This is a genomic window from Umezawaea sp. NPDC059074, from assembly GCF_042738955.1.
In the GTDB taxonomy this organism is placed as follows: domain Bacteria; phylum Actinomycetota; class Actinomycetes; order Mycobacteriales; family Pseudonocardiaceae; genus Umezawaea.
The window spans coordinates 25788-41470 of the sequence record NZ_JBHYHC010000082.1 but is presented as its reverse complement, the minus strand read 5'-3'; the positions used below and the strand labels follow the sequence as shown (position 1 = coordinate 41470).

At 71.1% G+C, this 15683-nt stretch carries 20 protein-coding genes; 9 read left to right on the top strand and 11 right to left on the bottom strand.

Annotated features, from left to right (window positions below; genetic code table 11):
* Nucleotides 1–19: 19 nt before the first annotated feature.
* The 4 genes from ACFWW9_RS30365 to ACFWW9_RS30350 form a co-directional block, all read right to left on the bottom strand.
* A complete protein-coding gene (locus ACFWW9_RS30365) occupies nucleotides 20–1603 on the bottom strand; it encodes an NAD(P)/FAD-dependent oxidoreductase (RefSeq protein WP_390384963.1) in 1584 nt (527 codons plus the stop codon).
* Nucleotides 1600–2376, bottom strand: a complete 777-nt coding sequence (locus tag ACFWW9_RS30360; protein ID WP_390384961.1) for a ferredoxin — start codon at nucleotides 2374–2376, stop codon at nucleotides 1600–1602. Before ACFWW9_RS30360 ends, ACFWW9_RS30365 begins: the two co-directional genes overlap by 4 nt.
* A gap of 280 nt (nucleotides 2377–2656) precedes the next feature.
* On the bottom strand, nucleotides 2657–3388 hold the full coding sequence (locus tag ACFWW9_RS30355; RefSeq protein ID WP_390384959.1) for a DUF4142 domain-containing protein: 732 nt from the start codon (nucleotides 3386–3388) through the stop codon (nucleotides 2657–2659).
* A 13-nt stretch (nucleotides 3389–3401) separates the two neighbouring features.
* Nucleotides 3402–4079, bottom strand: a complete 678-nt coding sequence (locus ACFWW9_RS30350) for a hypothetical protein (protein WP_390384957.1) — start codon at nucleotides 4077–4079, stop codon at nucleotides 3402–3404.
* 177 nt (nucleotides 4080–4256) lie between these two features.
* Between ACFWW9_RS30350 and ACFWW9_RS30345 the strand changes: the two genes are divergently transcribed.
* Both ACFWW9_RS30345 and ACFWW9_RS30340 read left to right on the top strand, forming a co-directional pair.
* Nucleotides 4257–4820 (top strand): sigma-70 family RNA polymerase sigma factor, encoded by a 564-nt coding sequence (locus tag ACFWW9_RS30345; protein ID WP_106191637.1) that lies wholly within the window; start codon nucleotides 4257–4259, stop codon nucleotides 4818–4820.
* Between the two features lie 4 nt (nucleotides 4821–4824).
* A complete protein-coding gene (locus ACFWW9_RS30340; protein WP_390384955.1) occupies nucleotides 4825–5565 on the top strand; it encodes an anti-sigma factor family protein in 741 nt (246 codons plus the stop codon).
* A gap of 25 nt (nucleotides 5566–5590) precedes the next feature.
* Here the strand turns inward: ACFWW9_RS30340 and ACFWW9_RS30335 are convergent, their stop codons facing one another.
* A complete protein-coding gene (locus ACFWW9_RS30335) occupies nucleotides 5591–5935 on the bottom strand; it encodes a DUF742 domain-containing protein (protein ID WP_390384953.1) in 345 nt (114 codons plus the stop codon).
* Between the two features lie 450 nt (nucleotides 5936–6385).
* Between ACFWW9_RS30335 and ACFWW9_RS30330 the strand changes: the two genes are divergently transcribed.
* Genes ACFWW9_RS30330 through ACFWW9_RS30305 form a run of 6 tightly spaced genes read left to right on the top strand, consistent with a single transcriptional unit; the run spans nucleotide 6386 to nucleotide 11020 of the window.
* Nucleotides 6386–7270 carry an ABC transporter ATP-binding protein gene (locus ACFWW9_RS30330; protein ID WP_390384951.1) on the top strand — a complete coding sequence of 295 codons (885 nt, stop codon included), beginning with the start codon at nucleotides 6386–6388 and terminating at the stop codon, nucleotides 7268–7270.
* The gene (locus ACFWW9_RS30325) at nucleotides 7267–8076 is read left to right on the top strand and encodes an ABC transporter permease (RefSeq protein ID WP_390384949.1); all 810 of its coding nucleotides are present in this window, start codon (nucleotides 7267–7269) and stop codon (nucleotides 8074–8076) included. The genes ACFWW9_RS30330 and ACFWW9_RS30325 overlap by 4 nt, the downstream gene beginning before the upstream one ends.
* Nucleotides 8076–9224: a sensor histidine kinase gene (locus tag ACFWW9_RS30320; RefSeq protein ID WP_390384946.1), complete on the top strand. Its 1149-nt coding sequence runs from the start codon at nucleotides 8076–8078 to the stop codon at nucleotides 9222–9224. The genes ACFWW9_RS30325 and ACFWW9_RS30320 overlap by 1 nt, the downstream gene beginning before the upstream one ends.
* A complete protein-coding gene (locus tag ACFWW9_RS30315) occupies nucleotides 9221–9823 on the top strand; it encodes a response regulator transcription factor (protein WP_390384943.1) in 603 nt (200 codons plus the stop codon). The genes ACFWW9_RS30320 and ACFWW9_RS30315 overlap by 4 nt, the downstream gene beginning before the upstream one ends.
* Nucleotide 9824: 1 nt before the next feature.
* The gene (locus tag ACFWW9_RS30310; protein WP_390384941.1) at nucleotides 9825–10364 is read left to right on the top strand and encodes an AAA family ATPase; all 540 of its coding nucleotides are present in this window, start codon (nucleotides 9825–9827) and stop codon (nucleotides 10362–10364) included.
* Between the two features lie 35 nt (nucleotides 10365–10399).
* Nucleotides 10400–11020, top strand: a complete 621-nt coding sequence (locus tag ACFWW9_RS30305; RefSeq protein WP_390384939.1) for a maleylpyruvate isomerase N-terminal domain-containing protein — start codon at nucleotides 10400–10402, stop codon at nucleotides 11018–11020.
* Nucleotides 11021–11023: 3 nt separating this feature from the next.
* Here ACFWW9_RS30305 and ACFWW9_RS30300 read toward each other — a convergent pair whose 3' ends face one another.
* The 6 genes from ACFWW9_RS30300 to ACFWW9_RS30275 all read right to left on the bottom strand — a co-directional run bounded on the left by ACFWW9_RS30300 (nucleotide 11024) and on the right by ACFWW9_RS30275 (nucleotide 15157).
* Nucleotides 11024–11617, bottom strand: a complete 594-nt coding sequence (locus ACFWW9_RS30300) for an FMN reductase (protein ID WP_390384937.1) — start codon at nucleotides 11615–11617, stop codon at nucleotides 11024–11026.
* A 19-nt stretch (nucleotides 11618–11636) separates the two neighbouring features.
* Complete coding sequence (locus ACFWW9_RS30295) at nucleotides 11637–12596, bottom strand: magnesium transporter CorA family protein (protein ID WP_390384935.1); 960 nt, start codon at nucleotides 12594–12596, stop codon at nucleotides 11637–11639.
* 14 nt (nucleotides 12597–12610) lie between these two features.
* Nucleotides 12611–13378 carry a pirin family protein gene (locus tag ACFWW9_RS30290; protein WP_390384933.1) on the bottom strand — a complete coding sequence of 256 codons (768 nt, stop codon included), beginning with the start codon at nucleotides 13376–13378 and terminating at the stop codon, nucleotides 12611–12613.
* A 71-nt stretch (nucleotides 13379–13449) separates the two neighbouring features.
* Entirely contained in the window at nucleotides 13450–13968 is a 519-nt protein-coding gene (locus tag ACFWW9_RS30285) for an SRPBCC domain-containing protein (RefSeq protein ID WP_390384931.1), read from the bottom strand.
* Entirely contained in the window at nucleotides 13965–14849 is an 885-nt protein-coding gene (locus ACFWW9_RS30280) for an SRPBCC family protein (protein ID WP_390384930.1), read from the bottom strand. The genes ACFWW9_RS30285 and ACFWW9_RS30280 overlap by 4 nt, the downstream gene beginning before the upstream one ends.
* Nucleotides 14846–15157 (bottom strand): ArsR/SmtB family transcription factor, encoded by a 312-nt coding sequence (locus ACFWW9_RS30275; RefSeq protein WP_390384928.1) that lies wholly within the window; start codon nucleotides 15155–15157, stop codon nucleotides 14846–14848. Before ACFWW9_RS30275 ends, ACFWW9_RS30280 begins: the two co-directional genes overlap by 4 nt.
* Before the next feature lie 98 nt (nucleotides 15158–15255).
* Between ACFWW9_RS30275 and ACFWW9_RS30270 the strand changes: the two genes are divergently transcribed.
* Nucleotides 15256–15645, top strand: coding sequence for a PASTA domain-containing protein (locus ACFWW9_RS30270; protein ID WP_390384926.1), 390 nt, complete (start codon nucleotides 15256–15258; stop codon nucleotides 15643–15645).
* The last annotated feature ends 38 nt before the right edge of the window (nucleotides 15646–15683 follow it).

Sequence of the window (15683 nt, the reverse complement as noted above, 5' to 3'; positions counted from 1 at the left end):
CCTCCTGGCCGTGCGTGCTCTACCTGGGCGGTCGGGCGCTGCTGCGGCCTCCACCGCCGCCGGACCGGACGAGCAGTCTCGGCTGTCCGCCCGAGCGGGTGCGGACGCTGGGGGCCTGCGTGCGGCGGGGCAGGAACGCCTCGGCCATCGCGGCCTCCAACTCGCGTTCCTGCTCCTGGTCCTCCAGCTCCGGCTGGTACTCCGCCACCGGGTCCGCGTACTGCGGGTACTGCTGCGTCTCCGGGGCGGGCTCGTAGCGGGGCTGTTCGTAGCGCGGGGGCGCCGAGCGCATCGGCTGCATCACCGGGTGGGCCCTCGGAGCGGGCGGCGGGGGTGCCACCGGCTGCTCCGCCACGGGCTGGGCCGCCTGGTCGCGGCGCTGGATGTGCTGCGTGAGCGTGTCCTCGCGGTTCGGTCGGGTGACCGTGTTCTGCTGGAACAGCTGCGGCGACAGGCGGATCAGGGCGCCGGGGGAGTCGAGGGCGACCATGGCGACGAGCTTGCCGTCCTTGACGAAACCGGTGATCGTGCGGTGGTCGCCGGTCGGCTGGGACAGGGTCGTCGTGTCCGTCGCCAGCGACGCCAGGCCCGCGCCCTGGATGCGCATCCCGTACTGCTCGGTCCAGAAGCGCGGGACCGGCGTGTACGGGCGGGACGACTCCCGGCCCACGAGGAGGTTCTCCGCGGCCGCGCGGCCCATCTCCACGGCGTTCAGCCAGTGCTCGACCCGGCGCTGCACGCCGCCGAACCGCAGGTTCGGCCAGCGGGCGACGTCACCGCAGGCGACGACGTCCGAACCGCCCACCACGTGGCAGCTGGTCTCGCACATGAGACCGTCCTCCAGCACCAGGCCGGAGCCGCGCAGCCACGACACCGACGGCACCGAGCCGACCGCGAGGATGACGACGGCGGCGAAGAGGACCTGGCCGTCGGACAGGTGGATCGCGATGCCGTTGGCCTGGCGCATCCAGTGCAGGATCTTCACGCCGAGCGCCAGCCGCGTGCCCTTGGCGCGGTGGGTGTCGGTGACGAAGTCGCCGATCTCCTTGCCGGTCGCGCCGCCGAGCAGCGTGTCGCTGCGGTTGATGATCGCCACGTCGCGGCCCATGCCGCGCACCGAGGCCGCGATCTCGCAGCCGATCAGGCCACCGCCGATGACGACGACGAGACCCTGCGTGGAGGCGATCGAGTTGCGGATCGCGACGGCGTCGTCGACGGTCCGGAGCACGTGGACGCGCTCGTCCTGGCGCGGAGCGCCGGGCATGTGCCGCGACTCCACGCCGGTCGCGATGATCAGGCCGTCGTAGCGGACCTCTTCCCCGCCAGGGAGTCCCACCACCCGGCGGCCGGTGTCCAGCGACTCGGCGGGCACTCCCAGCCGCCAGGTCGCCTCCATCTCGTCGCTGATCTTGAACCCCAGCTCGCGGGGGTTCAGCTCGCCGGTGATGACTTCCTTCGACAACGCCGGTCTGTGGTACGGCTTGTGCTTCTCCGCCGAGAGGATCATGAGCTCGCCGCCGAAACCGAGCTCCCGCAAGCGTTCTCCGGCACGCAGCCCCGCCAGGCCGCCGCCGACGATGACCACTCGTTCTTCCGCCTTCACCGCACACGCTCCCGCAGTTCGATCGCCCGCATGGGGCAGGACCTGGCCGCCGTGCGGGTCTTCGCGTACAGCTCGGGCGAAGGCCTGCGCTCGTAGGTCAGCCTGTTGTCGTCGATGAGTTGGAACACTTCCGGCGCCTCGGCCTGGCACACGCCGTACCGGTGGCACCGGTGGTTGTCGACGCTGACATCCATGGCGTTCCCGCCGCCCGTCGGCTCGGGTTCGAAGCCGGGTTCGGGCTCCATCATCCCCAGTCGCATCAGGATCTCCGGCGGCAGGAAGCGCGCGATGGTGATCGTAGCGGTCGGGATCAAGATCGTCAGGCCCGCGAGCCACAGGATCGCGAGGTTCCCGTTGGCGATGGCGCCGAACCAGGAGTGGATGATCGTGATGGTGACCGCCACGTAGGCCATCTGGTGGAACCGCAACCACTTGCGGTACAAGGCCTTCTTGCGCAGGCCGACGGTGAACGCGATCGCGATCATCAGCTCGAGGCCGACGATGCCGAGCGCGTGCCGCAGCTGGCCGCCTTCCACGAAGGGCACCAGGACCTTGAGCAGTCCGAAGTCGATGGTCTTCAACATCGTGAAGCAGAAGGCGTGGAGGCTGCCGAACGCGATCGCCAGGGTCGCCAACACCATGTGGGTGTTGCGAAGGCCCTGGGTGCCGGTGATCTTGTGGGCCCAGCCGGTGGCGATGAGGACGCCCCAGGCCAGTGTCGCGCACATGGTCGCGTAGGCAAGACGTGCCGAGAGCTGAGCGACGCTCTTCACTCCGGCGTCTTGGTCGGCGCTTGCCTGAGCGAGCAGGAGCGGGACCTGATGGAACACGTGGAACCTCCGAGAACGGCGGGGGAGGACGAGGGGGTCCTCGGGTGGTGCGGTGGATCGTGGTGGGAGCGGTACCCGCCCGGCCTGGCGTGCAGGAGTGTTCACGCCAGGACGGACGGGCGGTGGAAACAGTTCCGCGATGGAAGTCGTTGGGGCTTCTAGTACCACCTCCTCCTCGGTAGCGGGAGAACCGGGGTCCTGGAACCCCGGCGACGCAGACCGGTCAGTCCACCGGGTACTTCGGTTTCATCAGCCGCAGCAGCGTTGCCGTGACGATCGCTCCCACCAGGACGATGAGGCCGATCATCAGCGGGTTCGGGCCGCTGCCGGGGGTCAGGGAGCCGAGCAGCCCCGACTTCGCCACGGCCGCGTGCGCGCCCGCGGGCACCGGGTCGGACATGCCCTCCTGGGTCACCAGGCCGGTGCTCTCCAGCATGGTCATGTGCTTGGCGATGATGTTGCCCGTCTCCTGGGCGAAGTCGCGGACGGCCTGGTTCCGCGTGCCCAAGCGGACGTTGCTGACCTCGGTGAAGCCCTGGCCGTGCGCCGACCGCAGCCGGTTCGCGAAGGCCCGGTCGAAGGCGTCGCCGTTCAGACCGCGCAGTTCGTCGATCCACGTCTGCTGCGTCGGGTTCACCGTGGCGGGCAACGGGATCTTCATCTTCCCCGCCAGGGTGAACAGCTTCTCGTCGAGCGTGCGGTGGTCGGCCGCGATCTGCAGGCCCACCTGCCGGACGCGCTCGTTCTGGGACCGGGTCTGGGCTTCCTCGCCCACCGGGCCCTCCCACAGACTGGCCTGCCTCACCTTGATGAGCAAGTCCTTGTCCGCGGCGGAGATCGTCCCGAGTGGAGTCTGCTGGTCGGGACCGTCCTGCGCGGCGGCGACGCCGGGCGCGCCGATCGCGAACGCGACCAGCAGCGCGCCGAGCGCGGCCAGGAACCGGGTGGTCGTCACGGGGGCGCCCACCTCAGTAGCCGTTGCCCGTGGCGCCGGACGCCGGGGCCTCGGAGGTCGGCTGGCCATCCGCGGCGGGGGTCTCCGCGGGCTGGTTGCCGGGGGTGCCGACGCCCGCGTTGTTCGTCGCGGTGCCCGCGACCTTCCCGCCGGTCGGCGTGATCGCCCACCAGGTGCCGCCCTTGCCCTGCCCGTTGGCGCGCGTGGGGGCCTTGTCGCCGGTGAACGTGTAGAGGGGCCAGCCCGCGTACGTGACCTGCTTCGAGCCGTCGGTCCGGGTGACCGTGCCGACGAGCTTCGCGTCCAGGTCCGCCACCATCGTGCGCTCGGTCGCGAGCACCGGGGGCCACGTCTTCGCGCAGTCGCCCTCGCAGTTGGACTTCGGCGGCTTCGCGGTGTCCTTGTCGAACCGGTAGACCGTGAAGCTCTTGCCGTTGACGATGTACGGCCCGTTCACGTGGACGGACTGGAACGCCGCGAGCACCCGGTTGGCCGCGCCGCTGGCCGCGGCGGGCTCCTCGAGGCCCGGAGCCGCGGGCAGGCCGTTGCCCGCGTTCGAGTAGGCCGGGTTGTTGTCCACCGACGCCGGGGAGAGCGGTGTCACCGCGATGGAGCCGCAGGCGGTTGTCGCTGCGAGAGCGGCGGCGGCGGGAACCAGGGACAGCACCCGCCGGGGTCGTCTGCTGAGCATCACGGAAACCTTTCTCTCCTGTCCGGATCCGCCGTTCGGAGCAGTGGCGACATGTGTCACCCCGACCCAAAGGAGCGGATACAGAGGAGTACGGTCCGCCCTGGATGAAGGTTCACAAACGATTCGAAAACTTTTCTTCCGTCAAAACTCTCGACTAGAAGGCGAACTCAAGCCAAGATGCGTGACGTGGCGCGGCACAGACGTACGCAAACCGAGCGCGATCAGATGTGGCAACCGGACGGAAGTCTGGAAGACGAACTGATCCGGCGGCTCTACCAAGAATTCGGCAGTCCCCTGCTGGGACACGCCATGCGCTTGACCGGTCACGACCGGCAATGGGCAGAGGACATCGTTCAGGAAACCCTCGTGCGGGCCTGGCGCAACGCGGAGAAGCTCGAGCGAGACCCCGTGTTGCTCCGATCGTGGCTGTTCACGGTGGCGCGACGCCTGGTCATCGACGACCGGCGCAAGCGCAGCGTGCGACCCCAGGAGTCCCAGTTGACGCCTTCGGACGAGGCACCGGTGCGCGACGAGGCGGACCGCACGCTGTCCGCGATCGTCGTCGCGGAAGCGATGAGCGGCCTGACCGAGGAGCACCGGGAGGCTATCCTCGAGACGTACCTGCGCGACCGGACCGTCGGCGAGGCCGCAGAGGTGCTCGGCGTGCCCGCGGGTACGGTGAAGTCCAGGGTTTACTACGCACTTCGCGCCCTTCGGCGGGCACTGCAGGATCGGGGCTGACCAGGTGACAGCGCTGCCGGACCACATCGACGTGGCGGCGTATGTCCTCGGTGTCCTCGACGAGGACGAGGTGGACGCCTTCGAGAACCACCTCGCCCAGTGCCGCAAGTGCGCTCTGGACCTGAAGGACTTCGCCGTCCTTCCCGACCTGCTGGACGAGGCTGACCAGGCAGGACTCCTCCGGGGGACCGCCGGTGAGCGTCCGGACGGCCGTTCGGTGCGCGCGATGTTGGACTCGGTGTCGATCGACCGCGGCCGCAAGAGGCGCAACTACGCGCTCGCCGCCGCCGCGGTGGCCGTACTGCTGGTGGGTGGCACCGCCGCCGCCACCGTCAAGCTCACCTCGGGGACCACCTCCACGGTGGCCCAGAACCCGCAGAACGCCGCCACGCCCCCGAAGCAGTCGAACGTGGCGAACAACGAGACGGACGTGTTCCAGGAGCTCAGCCGCTCGGACCCGAAGACCGGGCTGAGCGCGAAGATCCACGCCCGGCCCGAGGCGTGGGGCACGTCCATCGAGTTCGAGGTGGAGGGCGCCAAGGGCCCCGGTCGTTGCGACCTGGTGGCCCTCACCCGCGACGGCGGCATCATGCCCGTCACGTCGTGGCTGGTAGCGGCCCCGGCCCTGAACGGCGACAAGCCCGCCGTCGAGCTCAACGGCGGGCTGGGGATGCGGTGGAACGAGATCGCCGCGTTCGTCGTGCGGGACGCCAGTGGAGCCACGCTGCTCCACATGCCCACTTAAGCTTGAATCTTCGGGTCTCCGCAGGTCACAGGTTGCGGAGCCCGGTAAGCACCCGCTCCAGCAGCGCGACCGTCGGACGGTTGTCCAGCACCTGGTCGTTGTGGTGCACGGTGATCAGGCTCAGGTCGGACATGTCCGCCAGCAGCACCCGCACCACCCCCAGCGGCAGCCTCAGGCGGGCGGAGACCTCGGCCACGGAGTGGGGGTCCCGGCAGAGGGAGCTGATCGTGCGGTGCTCCGCGGTGTCGGTCAGGGGATTGGGTGTGACCTGCTCGTTCGTGGTCACGATGGTCTCGATGTCCAGCGTGATCGCCGAACGGGTCCGGCCGCCGGTGAGGGCGTAGGGACGGACCCTGAAGTCGTCGGTCATCGAATAGCTCCGCAGCGGTCGACGGGTGTCGGCAGCCCCCAGTATCGCTGAGGCCAGGACACAGTACGACCCCCGGTTGGCGGGAGTCCCGAAGTTCCCATTCCTTGGCATCCATCAGCCAAGAGGCACTACGGATCGTGATCGACCGCGGCGGGCCTGATTTGGGCATTTAAAGTCTATTTAAGGATGAAGTAAGTTCTATTTATTGCTACTTCGGCGTTCAATTCACGGATCGTGGCCGCCGTTCCGGGTGGAATTGTCGTCCCGTAGTGATGTCATACCACTTCCATTCCTGCCGCCGCACTCGGTCGGCCTTTTACGATGCAGACCCGTGTCCTCGTGCTTAGACCACTGTGGATCTTGGGTGACGGGCCGGTTGACATTTGTCATCGCAGGTCGGTGACACCGCCCCACTACTGGCCCGGACCGCCTCCGACCAGGCTTGGGGCCATGACGACGGTGCTGGACGTGCGAGGGGTGCGACACCGCTACGGCGGGACGGTCGCGGTGGACGGGGTGGACCTGCGGGTCGACGCGGGGGAGTGCGTCGCGCTGCTGGGGCCCAACGGGGCGGGGAAGACCACGCTGGTCAACCTGGTGATCGGCCTGCTGGCCCGGCAGGAGGGGACCGTCTCGATCGCGGGCGGCGACCCGAGGTTCGCCGCGACCCGGCGGCACCTGGGGGTCGTGCAGCAGACGCTGGGGTTCCCGACGACGCTGAAGGTGCGCGAGCTGGTGGTCGGCTGCGCCGTGCGGGCCGGTCTGCCGCGCTCCGCCGCCGGGCCGGTGCTGGCCGAGCTGGGCCTGACCGAGCTGGCGGGCCGCCGGGCGGTGAAGCTGTCCGGCGGGCAGCGGCAGCGGTTGCAGCTCGCGATGGCGTTGGTGGGGGACCCGGCGCTGCTGGTGCTCGACGAGCCGACGGTGGGGCTGGACGTCGCCGCGCGCCGCGCGTTCTGGGCGACGGTGGCCTCCCGGCGGGAACGCGGGGTCGGCGTGCTGGTGACCACCCACCTGATCGACGAGTCCGCGGCGGTGGCCGACCGGGTCGTCGTGGTGGACAAGGGCCGCGTGGTGGCCTCGGGCACCCCGGACGAGCTGATCGCCGTCCTCCCGGACCGGACGGTCGTCGCGACGACGGCGTGGGACGACGCGCGGCTGCTGGCGCTGCCGGGCGTGCTGTCGATGAGCCGGGAGGGCGCGCGGGTCCGGCTGCGCACCCGGTCGCCCGAGGCGGCGCTGCGGGTGCTGCTCGTGGAGGACCCGACCGTGGCCGACCTGCGGGTCGAGCACGCCGGGCTGGAAGAGGCCGTCGTCAGCATCGGAGCGGCGGCGTGATCACCGACGACCACAACACCAGGAGCCTGACCGTGAGCACCGCCGCCGCCGCCGCACCGACCGCCACGCTCGCCGACCGCCCCCGCACGTCCCTGGCCAGGGTCTTCGCCGTGGAGCTCGTGGACGATCTGAGGGGTGTCGTCCGCGAGCCCACGGCGTTGTTCTTCTCGATCGTCATGCCGGTCGGCTTCTTCGTCCTCTTCGTCTCCATGTTCGGCAGGCAGAACAGCGGGATGCTGGCCACGTTCGGCACCTTCGGCGTGCTGGCCGTGACGCTGATGAACCCCGGCATGGGCGTGGCGAAGGACCGGGAGCGCGGGTGGCTGCGCGCCAAGCAGGTGTCGGCCGTGCCGCTGTGGGTGACGCTGGCGGCGAAGGTCGTGGCGTCCTTCCCCTACGCGGTGGGGGTTCTCGTCGCGATGGCCGGGGCCGCGGCGGCGACCGGGTCGTTGACCGTGACGCCGTGGCAGCTCGTCCGGCTGGCCGCGGTGCTGGTCCTCGGGTCGTTCCCGTTCGCGCTGCTGGGACTGGCGATCGGCTTCCAGGCGAGCACCAACGCCGCCGCGGCGATCCTCAACGCGATCCTGATGCCGTCGGCGATCTTCTCAGGGCTGTGGATGCCGCTGGAGTTCCTGCCCTCGTTCTTCGGCCACGTGGCCCCGTTCCTGCCGCCATACCACCTCGCGCAGCTCGCGCTGGCGCAGATCGGGCCCGGCGCTGTCCTGTCCCACGCCCTCGTGCTGCTCGGGATGACCGCGGTGACGGGCGGACTGGCCGGTCTGTCCTATCGTTTCGCTCGACCATGATGAGACGACTGCGCGTGTGGACCTGGGTGCACCTGGTCTACCTCGTGCTGCCCGCGTTCCAGCCGATGTTCGACCCGGCGGCCGACTGGCGGGACTGGGCGCTGGTCGGCGTCATCATCGGGGGCTTCCTGCCGATGTACGCCATGTCGCTGCTGCGGCCGTGGCAGGCGCGGTGGTGGCTGACGGTCCCCGCGACGGTCCTCGCGGTCGCGACGATCACCTTCAACGCCGGGGCCGCGGTCCTCTTCGTCTACGCGGCGGCGGGGTGCCGGGGGGCGGGCGCGTGTAGTACCCGCGCCGCGGGGGGGCCCGGGTTGTTTGGGTGCCCGGGGGGCGGGTGGGGGGGCCCCCCCAACCCCCGCCCCACGGCGCTGCGGTGGATGGGCTTCCTGACCGCGCTGACGCTGCTCTTCGCCGTGTTCTCCCCCGTCCCGATGCCGTACCTGCTGTGGAACGTCGTCCCGCCGGTCGTCTTCATCTGGGTCATCGGGCTGGTGCAGATCGCCGAGGCGGCCCGCCAGCGCGACCACACCGAGCTGCGGATGGCCAACGCCCGGATCGAGCACCTGGCCACGGTGTCCGAGCGCGAGCGGATCGCGCGGGACCTGCACGACCTGCTGGGGCACTCGCTCACCGCCGTGGTGATGCGCGCCCAGCTGGTGAAGGAACTGGTGGACCTGGACCCGGCGCGGGCGCGCGCGGAGGTGCTCGAGATCGAGCGCACCGCCCGCGACGCCCTCGCCGAGGTGCGGGCCACCGTGAGCGGCTGGCGGCAGGCCAGCCTGGAGGCCGAGTTGGACGCCGCCCGAGGCGCGCTGGCGAGCGCGGGGGTCGAGCTGCGCGTCGACCGCGACCCCGACCTGACCCTCGTGGGGTCGACCGAGCACGCGCTGGCGCTCGCCGTGCGGGAGGCGATCACGAACGTCGCCCGGCACGCCGGGGCGCGGACGTGCCACGTCGGCGTCCACGCCGTGGACGGGGAGCTGCGGGTCGTGGTCGCCGACGACGGCGTGGGCGGGCAGGGCGTCGACGGCAACGGGCTGTCCGGGATGCGCGAGCGGATCGCCGCGCTCGGCGGGCGGGTCAACCGGACCGGGCTGGCGGGCACGACGCTGACGATCGCCGTCCCGCTCCGGGTGGCCACGTGATCCGGGTCGTGCTGGCCGAGGACCAGGGCATGGTGCTGGGCGCGTTCGCGTCGCTGCTCGACCTCCAGCCGGACATCGAGGTCGTCGCGGGCGTCTCCGACGGCGACGCCGCGCTGGTCGCGGTCGCCGAGCACCGGCCGGACGTGCTGCTGACCGACATCGAGATGCCGGGGCGGTCCGGGCTGGACGTGGCGGCCGAGCTGCGGCGGCGCGACGACCCGACGCGCGTGCTGATCGTGACGACGTTCGCGCGCGGCGGGTACCTGCGCCGCGCGATGGACGCCGGGGTCCTCGGGTACGTGCTGAAGGACGCGCCGATCGCCGAACTGGTCGACGCGCTGCGCAAGGTGCACGCGGGGGAGCGGGTCGTGTCGCCGGAGCTCGCCGTGGCGGCGTGGGACTCGGCCGACCCGCTGACCGACCGCGAGCGCGAGCTGCTGCGCGAGGTCGTCGACGGCGCGTCGAACGTGGAGATCGCCCGGCGGCTGCACCTCGCCGAGGGGACCGTGCGCAACTACCTGTCCACGGCGATGGCGAAGCTCAACGCCCGCAACAGGTCCGAGGCCGCGTCCATCGCCCGCGAGCGGGGCTGGCTCTAGCGTGCCGGTCCTCGTCCACCTCAACGGCCCGCCCGGCGTCGGCAAGTCGACCCTGTCCGCCCTGCACGCCGACCGGAATCCCGGCACGCTGAACCTGGACGTCGATGCCCTGCACCTGCTGATCGGCGGCTGGCGGGACCCGCGGACCGACACGTGGCAGGCCGTGTGGCCGCTCGTGCACGCGATGGCGGCGACCCACCTCGACGGCGGTCACGACGTGGTGCTGCCGCAGTACCACGCCCGGCTGGACGAGGTCGCCGTGCTCGAGGACCTCGCGCGCGCCCACGGGGCGGCCTTCCGCGAGGTCGTTCTGCTCGCCGACCGGGGAACGACCGTCGCGCGCTTCGACCGCCGGGGCCGGGAGACCGCCGACCCGTGGATCCGGCATCACCACGGCCTCCTCGGGCCCGACCGGCTCGGGACCATGCACGACGACCTGCTCGCGCTCGTCCGCCTGCTGCCGGACGCGGTGGTGGTGCCGAGCGCGGAAGGCGCCGTCGAGGAGACCTACGCGCTGTTGGCGGCCGCGTTGCGCGCGTAGCCCAGATCGGTTGCGGGCGCTGCTAGTTTGCCGCTGTGGACGACTTCTCCCGCTCCTGGACGGCGTTGCGCGCGGCGGTGGCCGCACTCCCGGACGAGGACTTCGCCCGCCCGTCGGGCTGCGCGAGCTGGCTTGTGCGGGACCTGGTGTGCCACCTGGTGGTCGACGCGCAGGACGTGCTGATCACCCTCGCCACGCCCGCCGACGGCGAGCCGACGCGCGACGCGGCGACCTACTGGGAGGTGTCCGACGCGCCGCCGACCGGCGACGACCCGCTCGACGCCCTGACCGTGCGGCTGGCCGCCGCGTACGGCGATCCGGCGCTGCTCAGGTTCCACCTCGACGACGTCGGCTCCGCCGCGGGCCGGGCCGCCGTCCTGGCCGACCCGAGCGCGCGGGTGAGCACGCGTGACCAGATCCTGACCGTCGCGGACTACCTCTCCGCGTACGTCCTGGAGTGGACGCTGCACCACCTCGACCTGATCGCGCACCTCACGGGCGTCGAGGGACCGCCGCCCGAAGGACTCGCCCGGTCCCGACGGCTGCTGGAGACCATCGCCGGGACCGCGTTCCCGACCTCGCTGACGGACGTGGACGCGCTCCTGGTCGGCACCGGACGACGGCCTGGGGCGCTGCCGCCGCTGTACCTCGGCTGACCGCTAGCGCTTGCGCAGCGCGGCCAGCTGCTCCTCGAACGGGATGACGGCCTCCACGGTCTTCACCGGCGCGGGCCGGTCGTCCACGAGCGCGGCCAGTTCGCCCGCCGCCTGGTCGATCCGCTTCGCCAGGCCGTCCGCGCCCCAGTCCTCGGGCGCGGCGAACACGGCGGTGGGCGCGACCGTGGCGCGCAGGTAGGCGAACAGCGGGCGCAGCGCGAACTCCAGCGCCAGCGAGTGCCTCGCCGAGCCGCCGGTCGCGCCGATCAGCACCGGCTTGCCCACCAGGGCATCGGGGTCGACCACGTCGAAGAACGACTTGAACAGGCCGCTGTAGGACGCGGTGAAGATCGGGGTCACGGCGATCACGCCGTCCGCTCCCGTCACGGCGTCGAGCTCGGCCTGGAGCTTGGGGCTCGCGAAGCCGTTGGTGAGGTTGTGCGCGATGTCGGTGGCGACGTCGCGCAGCTCCACGAGGTGGACCTCCACGCCGGGCAGGTGCTTGCGGACGGCCTCGGTCAGCCGGTCGGCCAGCAGCCGCGTCGAGGACGGGGTGCTCAACCCGGCCGACACGACCGCGAGCTTGAGGGTGTTCATCATCTCTCCACAGTGGACGTCAGAGCCAGTCGCGCTTCTTGAAACTGGCGTACAGGAAGCCCGACAGGGCCAGTATGGCCACAGTGGACACCCAGAAACCCCACGGCTTCTCGAAGCCCGGATAGGGCAGGTTCTGCCCGTAGAAGCCGGTGATGGCGGTCGGGACCGCGATGATCGCCGCCCAGCTCGTCACCTTCTTCATGATCATGTTCATCACGTTGCCCTGCGCGGTCAGCTGGGTCTCGCGCAGCGTCGTCGTCATCTCCCGCAACGACTCCGTCCAGTCCGCGACCCGCAGCACGTGGTCGTGCACGTCCTGGAAGTACGGCCGCAGCTCGGCGGTGACGATGTCCTGGTCGGTGCGCAGCAGCGCGCCCACGGCGTCCACCAGCGGCACCGACACCCGGCGCAGCATCACCAGGTTCTTGCGCAAGGCCAACGCCCGGCGCTGCACGGCCTTGTGGTCCGGCCGCTCCTCGAACAACGCGTCCTCCAGCGACTCGACCTCGTCGTCGAGCTTCTGCGCCACGTCGAGCTGCCCGTCGACGATCGTGTCCAGCAGCCCGTGCAGCAGGTAGCCGACGCCGACCCCGCTGAGGTCCGTCGGCTCGTCCCACCGCTTCAGCACGTCGTCGAAGTCGAACTCGTCCCGCACGGTGATCAGCGCCCGCTCGGTGATGAACGCGGACACCTCCGTCGCCGCGAGCCGGTCCCCGTCGAACCGGACCGCCTTCGCGGTCACGAACGAGCTGCCGTCGTACTGGTCGAACTTCGGCCGCTCGTGCTTGGCCAGCGCGTCCTCGATGGCGAGCGCGTGCAGGCCCAGCTCCTTCGAGATCGTCGCGAGGTCGGCCTCGGTGGGGGCGTGGAAGTCCACCCACACCACCGAGTCCTCGTCCTTCAGGTGCTCGGACACCTCGTCCAGCGGGAAGTCCGACGCCTCGAGCTCGCCCTGGCGGTACAACCGCGTCCTGACCATGCCGTGAAGGCTAGTCAGCCCGCGAGGGTGGCGTGCATCTCCCACACCAGCACCTCGGCGGGCTCGGTCGCGGTGACCCGCTGGCCGCCGGTCGCGGTGAACCGCACCGCGTCCCCTTCGGCGAGGTTGCCCGCGCCTTCCAGCGTCACGGCCCCGCGCGCCACGAACAGGTGCAGGTACGGCGCGTCGGGCAGTTCGACCGACTGGCCGGGCCGCAACCGGGCCGCGTGCAGCGCCGCGTACTTGTTCTTGATCCGGATGGCCGCGGCCCCGTCGTGGGCCTCCATCCCGGACGCGACCGGCACCAGGCCACCGCTGAGCAGCTCGTCGGCGATCTCCAGCTGCTCGTACCCCGGCGTGATCCGCTCCTCGTCCGGCACCACCCACATCTGGATGAAGTGCACCGGCTCCTTGTGCGTGGCCCCTTCGAGCCGCCACGAGTCGTTCTTCTCCGAGTGCAGGATCCCGCGCCCGGCGCTCATCCGCTGCGCCAGACCGGGGTAGATGATCCCGGAGTGCCCGGTCGAGTCCTGGTGCACCAGCGACCCCTGGAGCACCCAGGTCACGATCTCCATGTCCTTGTGCGGGTGCGTCTCGAACCCCGCGCCCGGCGTGACCAGGTCGTCGTTGTTGACCAGCAGCAGCCCGTGGTGGGTGTTCGCCGGGTCGTAGTTGCGGCCGAACGAGAACGAGTGCTTCGAGTCCAGCCACGAGATCCGGGTGGCGTCGCGCTCGGCCGAGCGCCGCACGTCCACCTTCGGCTGCAAGGTGCTCTGGGTCATGGCCGGCCTCCTGGGTTGATGTGTCACCTACGTGAGCGTCAACCTAGTTGACACCGCAACTATTCCCGAGGCTAGTCGAGGTAGCCGGTCTTGAGCGCCTCGGCCCGGTCCCAGACCGACGGTCCCGGCGGGTCGCCCGCGAGGTGCTCGCCGAGGACGTCCAGGCTCACGTGCCAGCCGGTGGCCATGTCGAGGCTCCACCCCGCGCGGATCACGGCGGACTCGCCGCGGGCGTCGAAGACGTCGGTGAACACCAGCAGGCACCCGCCCTCGACCGGGGTCAGCTCCCACCGCAGCACCTCGCCCGCCCACTCGTACTCCAGCAGCGCGGGCGGGTCCGCGGCCGTGACCTCGCCCTCGGTCACCACGTCCTCGGTGATGCCCAGCCGCCGCTTGGCCTCGTCGGTCAGGTCGAAGCGGAGCTTCGCGCCCACGGTCGGGTCGAAGTCCAGCACCCGCACCGGGAACCAGGCGTGCAGCTCGGTCGGCGTGGTGAGCGCCCGCCACACCGTCGACGGCGGGTGCGCGAGCCTGCGTTCGAACCGCAGGACGAGCCTTCCGTCGGCGGTGGGTGACAGCGCGCCCTTCACCGGAGCTGCCCGTAGTGCTTGCGCAGCTCCTCTTCGCGGTCCTCCGGCCACGGGCAGCGGACGTCGCCGAGCGCGGCGGCGAAGAACAGCTCCAGGTGCACGTGCCACGCCGCCAGCGCGGCCACCGGGTCCGCGTCTTCGGGCAGGTCGTGGGTCAGGTCGACCCGCGTCCCCACCTCGGGGTCGTGCGAGACCTCCCAGCGCACCGGCCCGTACGCCAGCACGTGCGGCGGCTCGACCACCGTCAACGGCCCGGCGGGCGCGGCGTGGTTCAGCGCCCGCGTCGGCGGGTCGCCGCCGACGACCGGGTCGGCGTCCTCCACGAGCAGCGCCCACACGTCCGCCGCGGGCCGCCACACCAGGTCCCGCGCGAAGTGGACCCGCCTGCCGGTCAGGGTTCCCTCGTCCAGGCCGAACTCGCGGACGTAGGCCTCCATCGGCTCCAGCCACGCGGTCGGCTGCTCGAACGACTCGCCCGCCAGGTCCGCCGCCAGCGCGCCCAGGCACACGTCCCAGCCGTAGGCGTTGCGGCCCGCCGACAGCCGGTCGTCGAGGGTCTGGCTGAACCGCAGCACGCACCCGTCGCCGTCCGGCTCCAGCTCGAACCGCAGCACGTCGGCGTTCCAGCGGAACGCGAGCACCCTCGGCGGGTCGACCTCCAGCACCTCGCCCGCGCTGGTCCCGTCCACCGGGGCCTGGTCGGGGAACGTGAACCGCATCGGCGCGCCCGGCGCCAGCTCCAGCTCCACGGACGCGGGGAACCAGGCGGCCAGCCCCTCGGGCGTGCTGATCGCCCGCCACACCCGGTCGGGGGAGTGCCTCAGCCTGCGCTCGAACCGCAGCACGGGCTTGCCGTCGGCGGTCTCCAGTCTCGCGGTCACGTCGGGTTCCCTTCGTCCAGGTGTCGTTCGAGTGCGTCGAGGCTGTTCTCCCACATCCGCCGGTACGGGGCCAGCCACGCGTCGACCTCGGCCAGCGGCTGCGGCCGGAGCCGGTACCAGCGCCGTTGCGCGTCCTGCCGCACGTCGACCAGCCCTGCCTCGCGCAACACCCTGAGGTGCTTGGAGACGGTCGGCTGGGTGAGCGTGAGCCGGTCGACCAGGTCGCCGACGGGCCGTTCACCGGCTCTCAGCAGGTCGAGGATCTCCCTGCGACTGGGGTCGGCCAGCACCGCGAATGTAGATGCCATGTGGGCAATATAGCCAGAGGGGCATGGACGAGCAAGTAACGCCGGGTCGTGCGACGCTGACATACGGGGCGAATCGAGGCTTCCGGAGGCTGCTCAGCATGGTCCGATCACTTCTCGTCATCGTGTCCGCGCTCCTCCTGACCTGCTGCGGAGGCACACCCCCGACGAACCCGCCGTTCACCCCCGCCACCACGACCGCCGCGAAAGAGACGGTCGTGGCGACGACGACCGTGACCCTGAGCGCGGAACCCGTGCAGAAGGCGAAGACCTGCACGGTGCCGGACGTGGTGGGGATGGTGCACCAGACCGCGCAGGACACCATGCAGGCGAACGGCCTGTACGTGCTGCTGGAACGGGACGCGACCGGCCAGGGCAGGCTGCTGATCAACGACCGCAACTGGGTGACGACCGGCCAGATGCCCGGCCCCGGCGAGGTCGTGGACTGCGGCACGACGATCACCCTGTCGGCGAAGAAGGCCGACGAGTAAAACCGTGTGCGGCAAGGGGAAGCCGCGCACTACGGTCG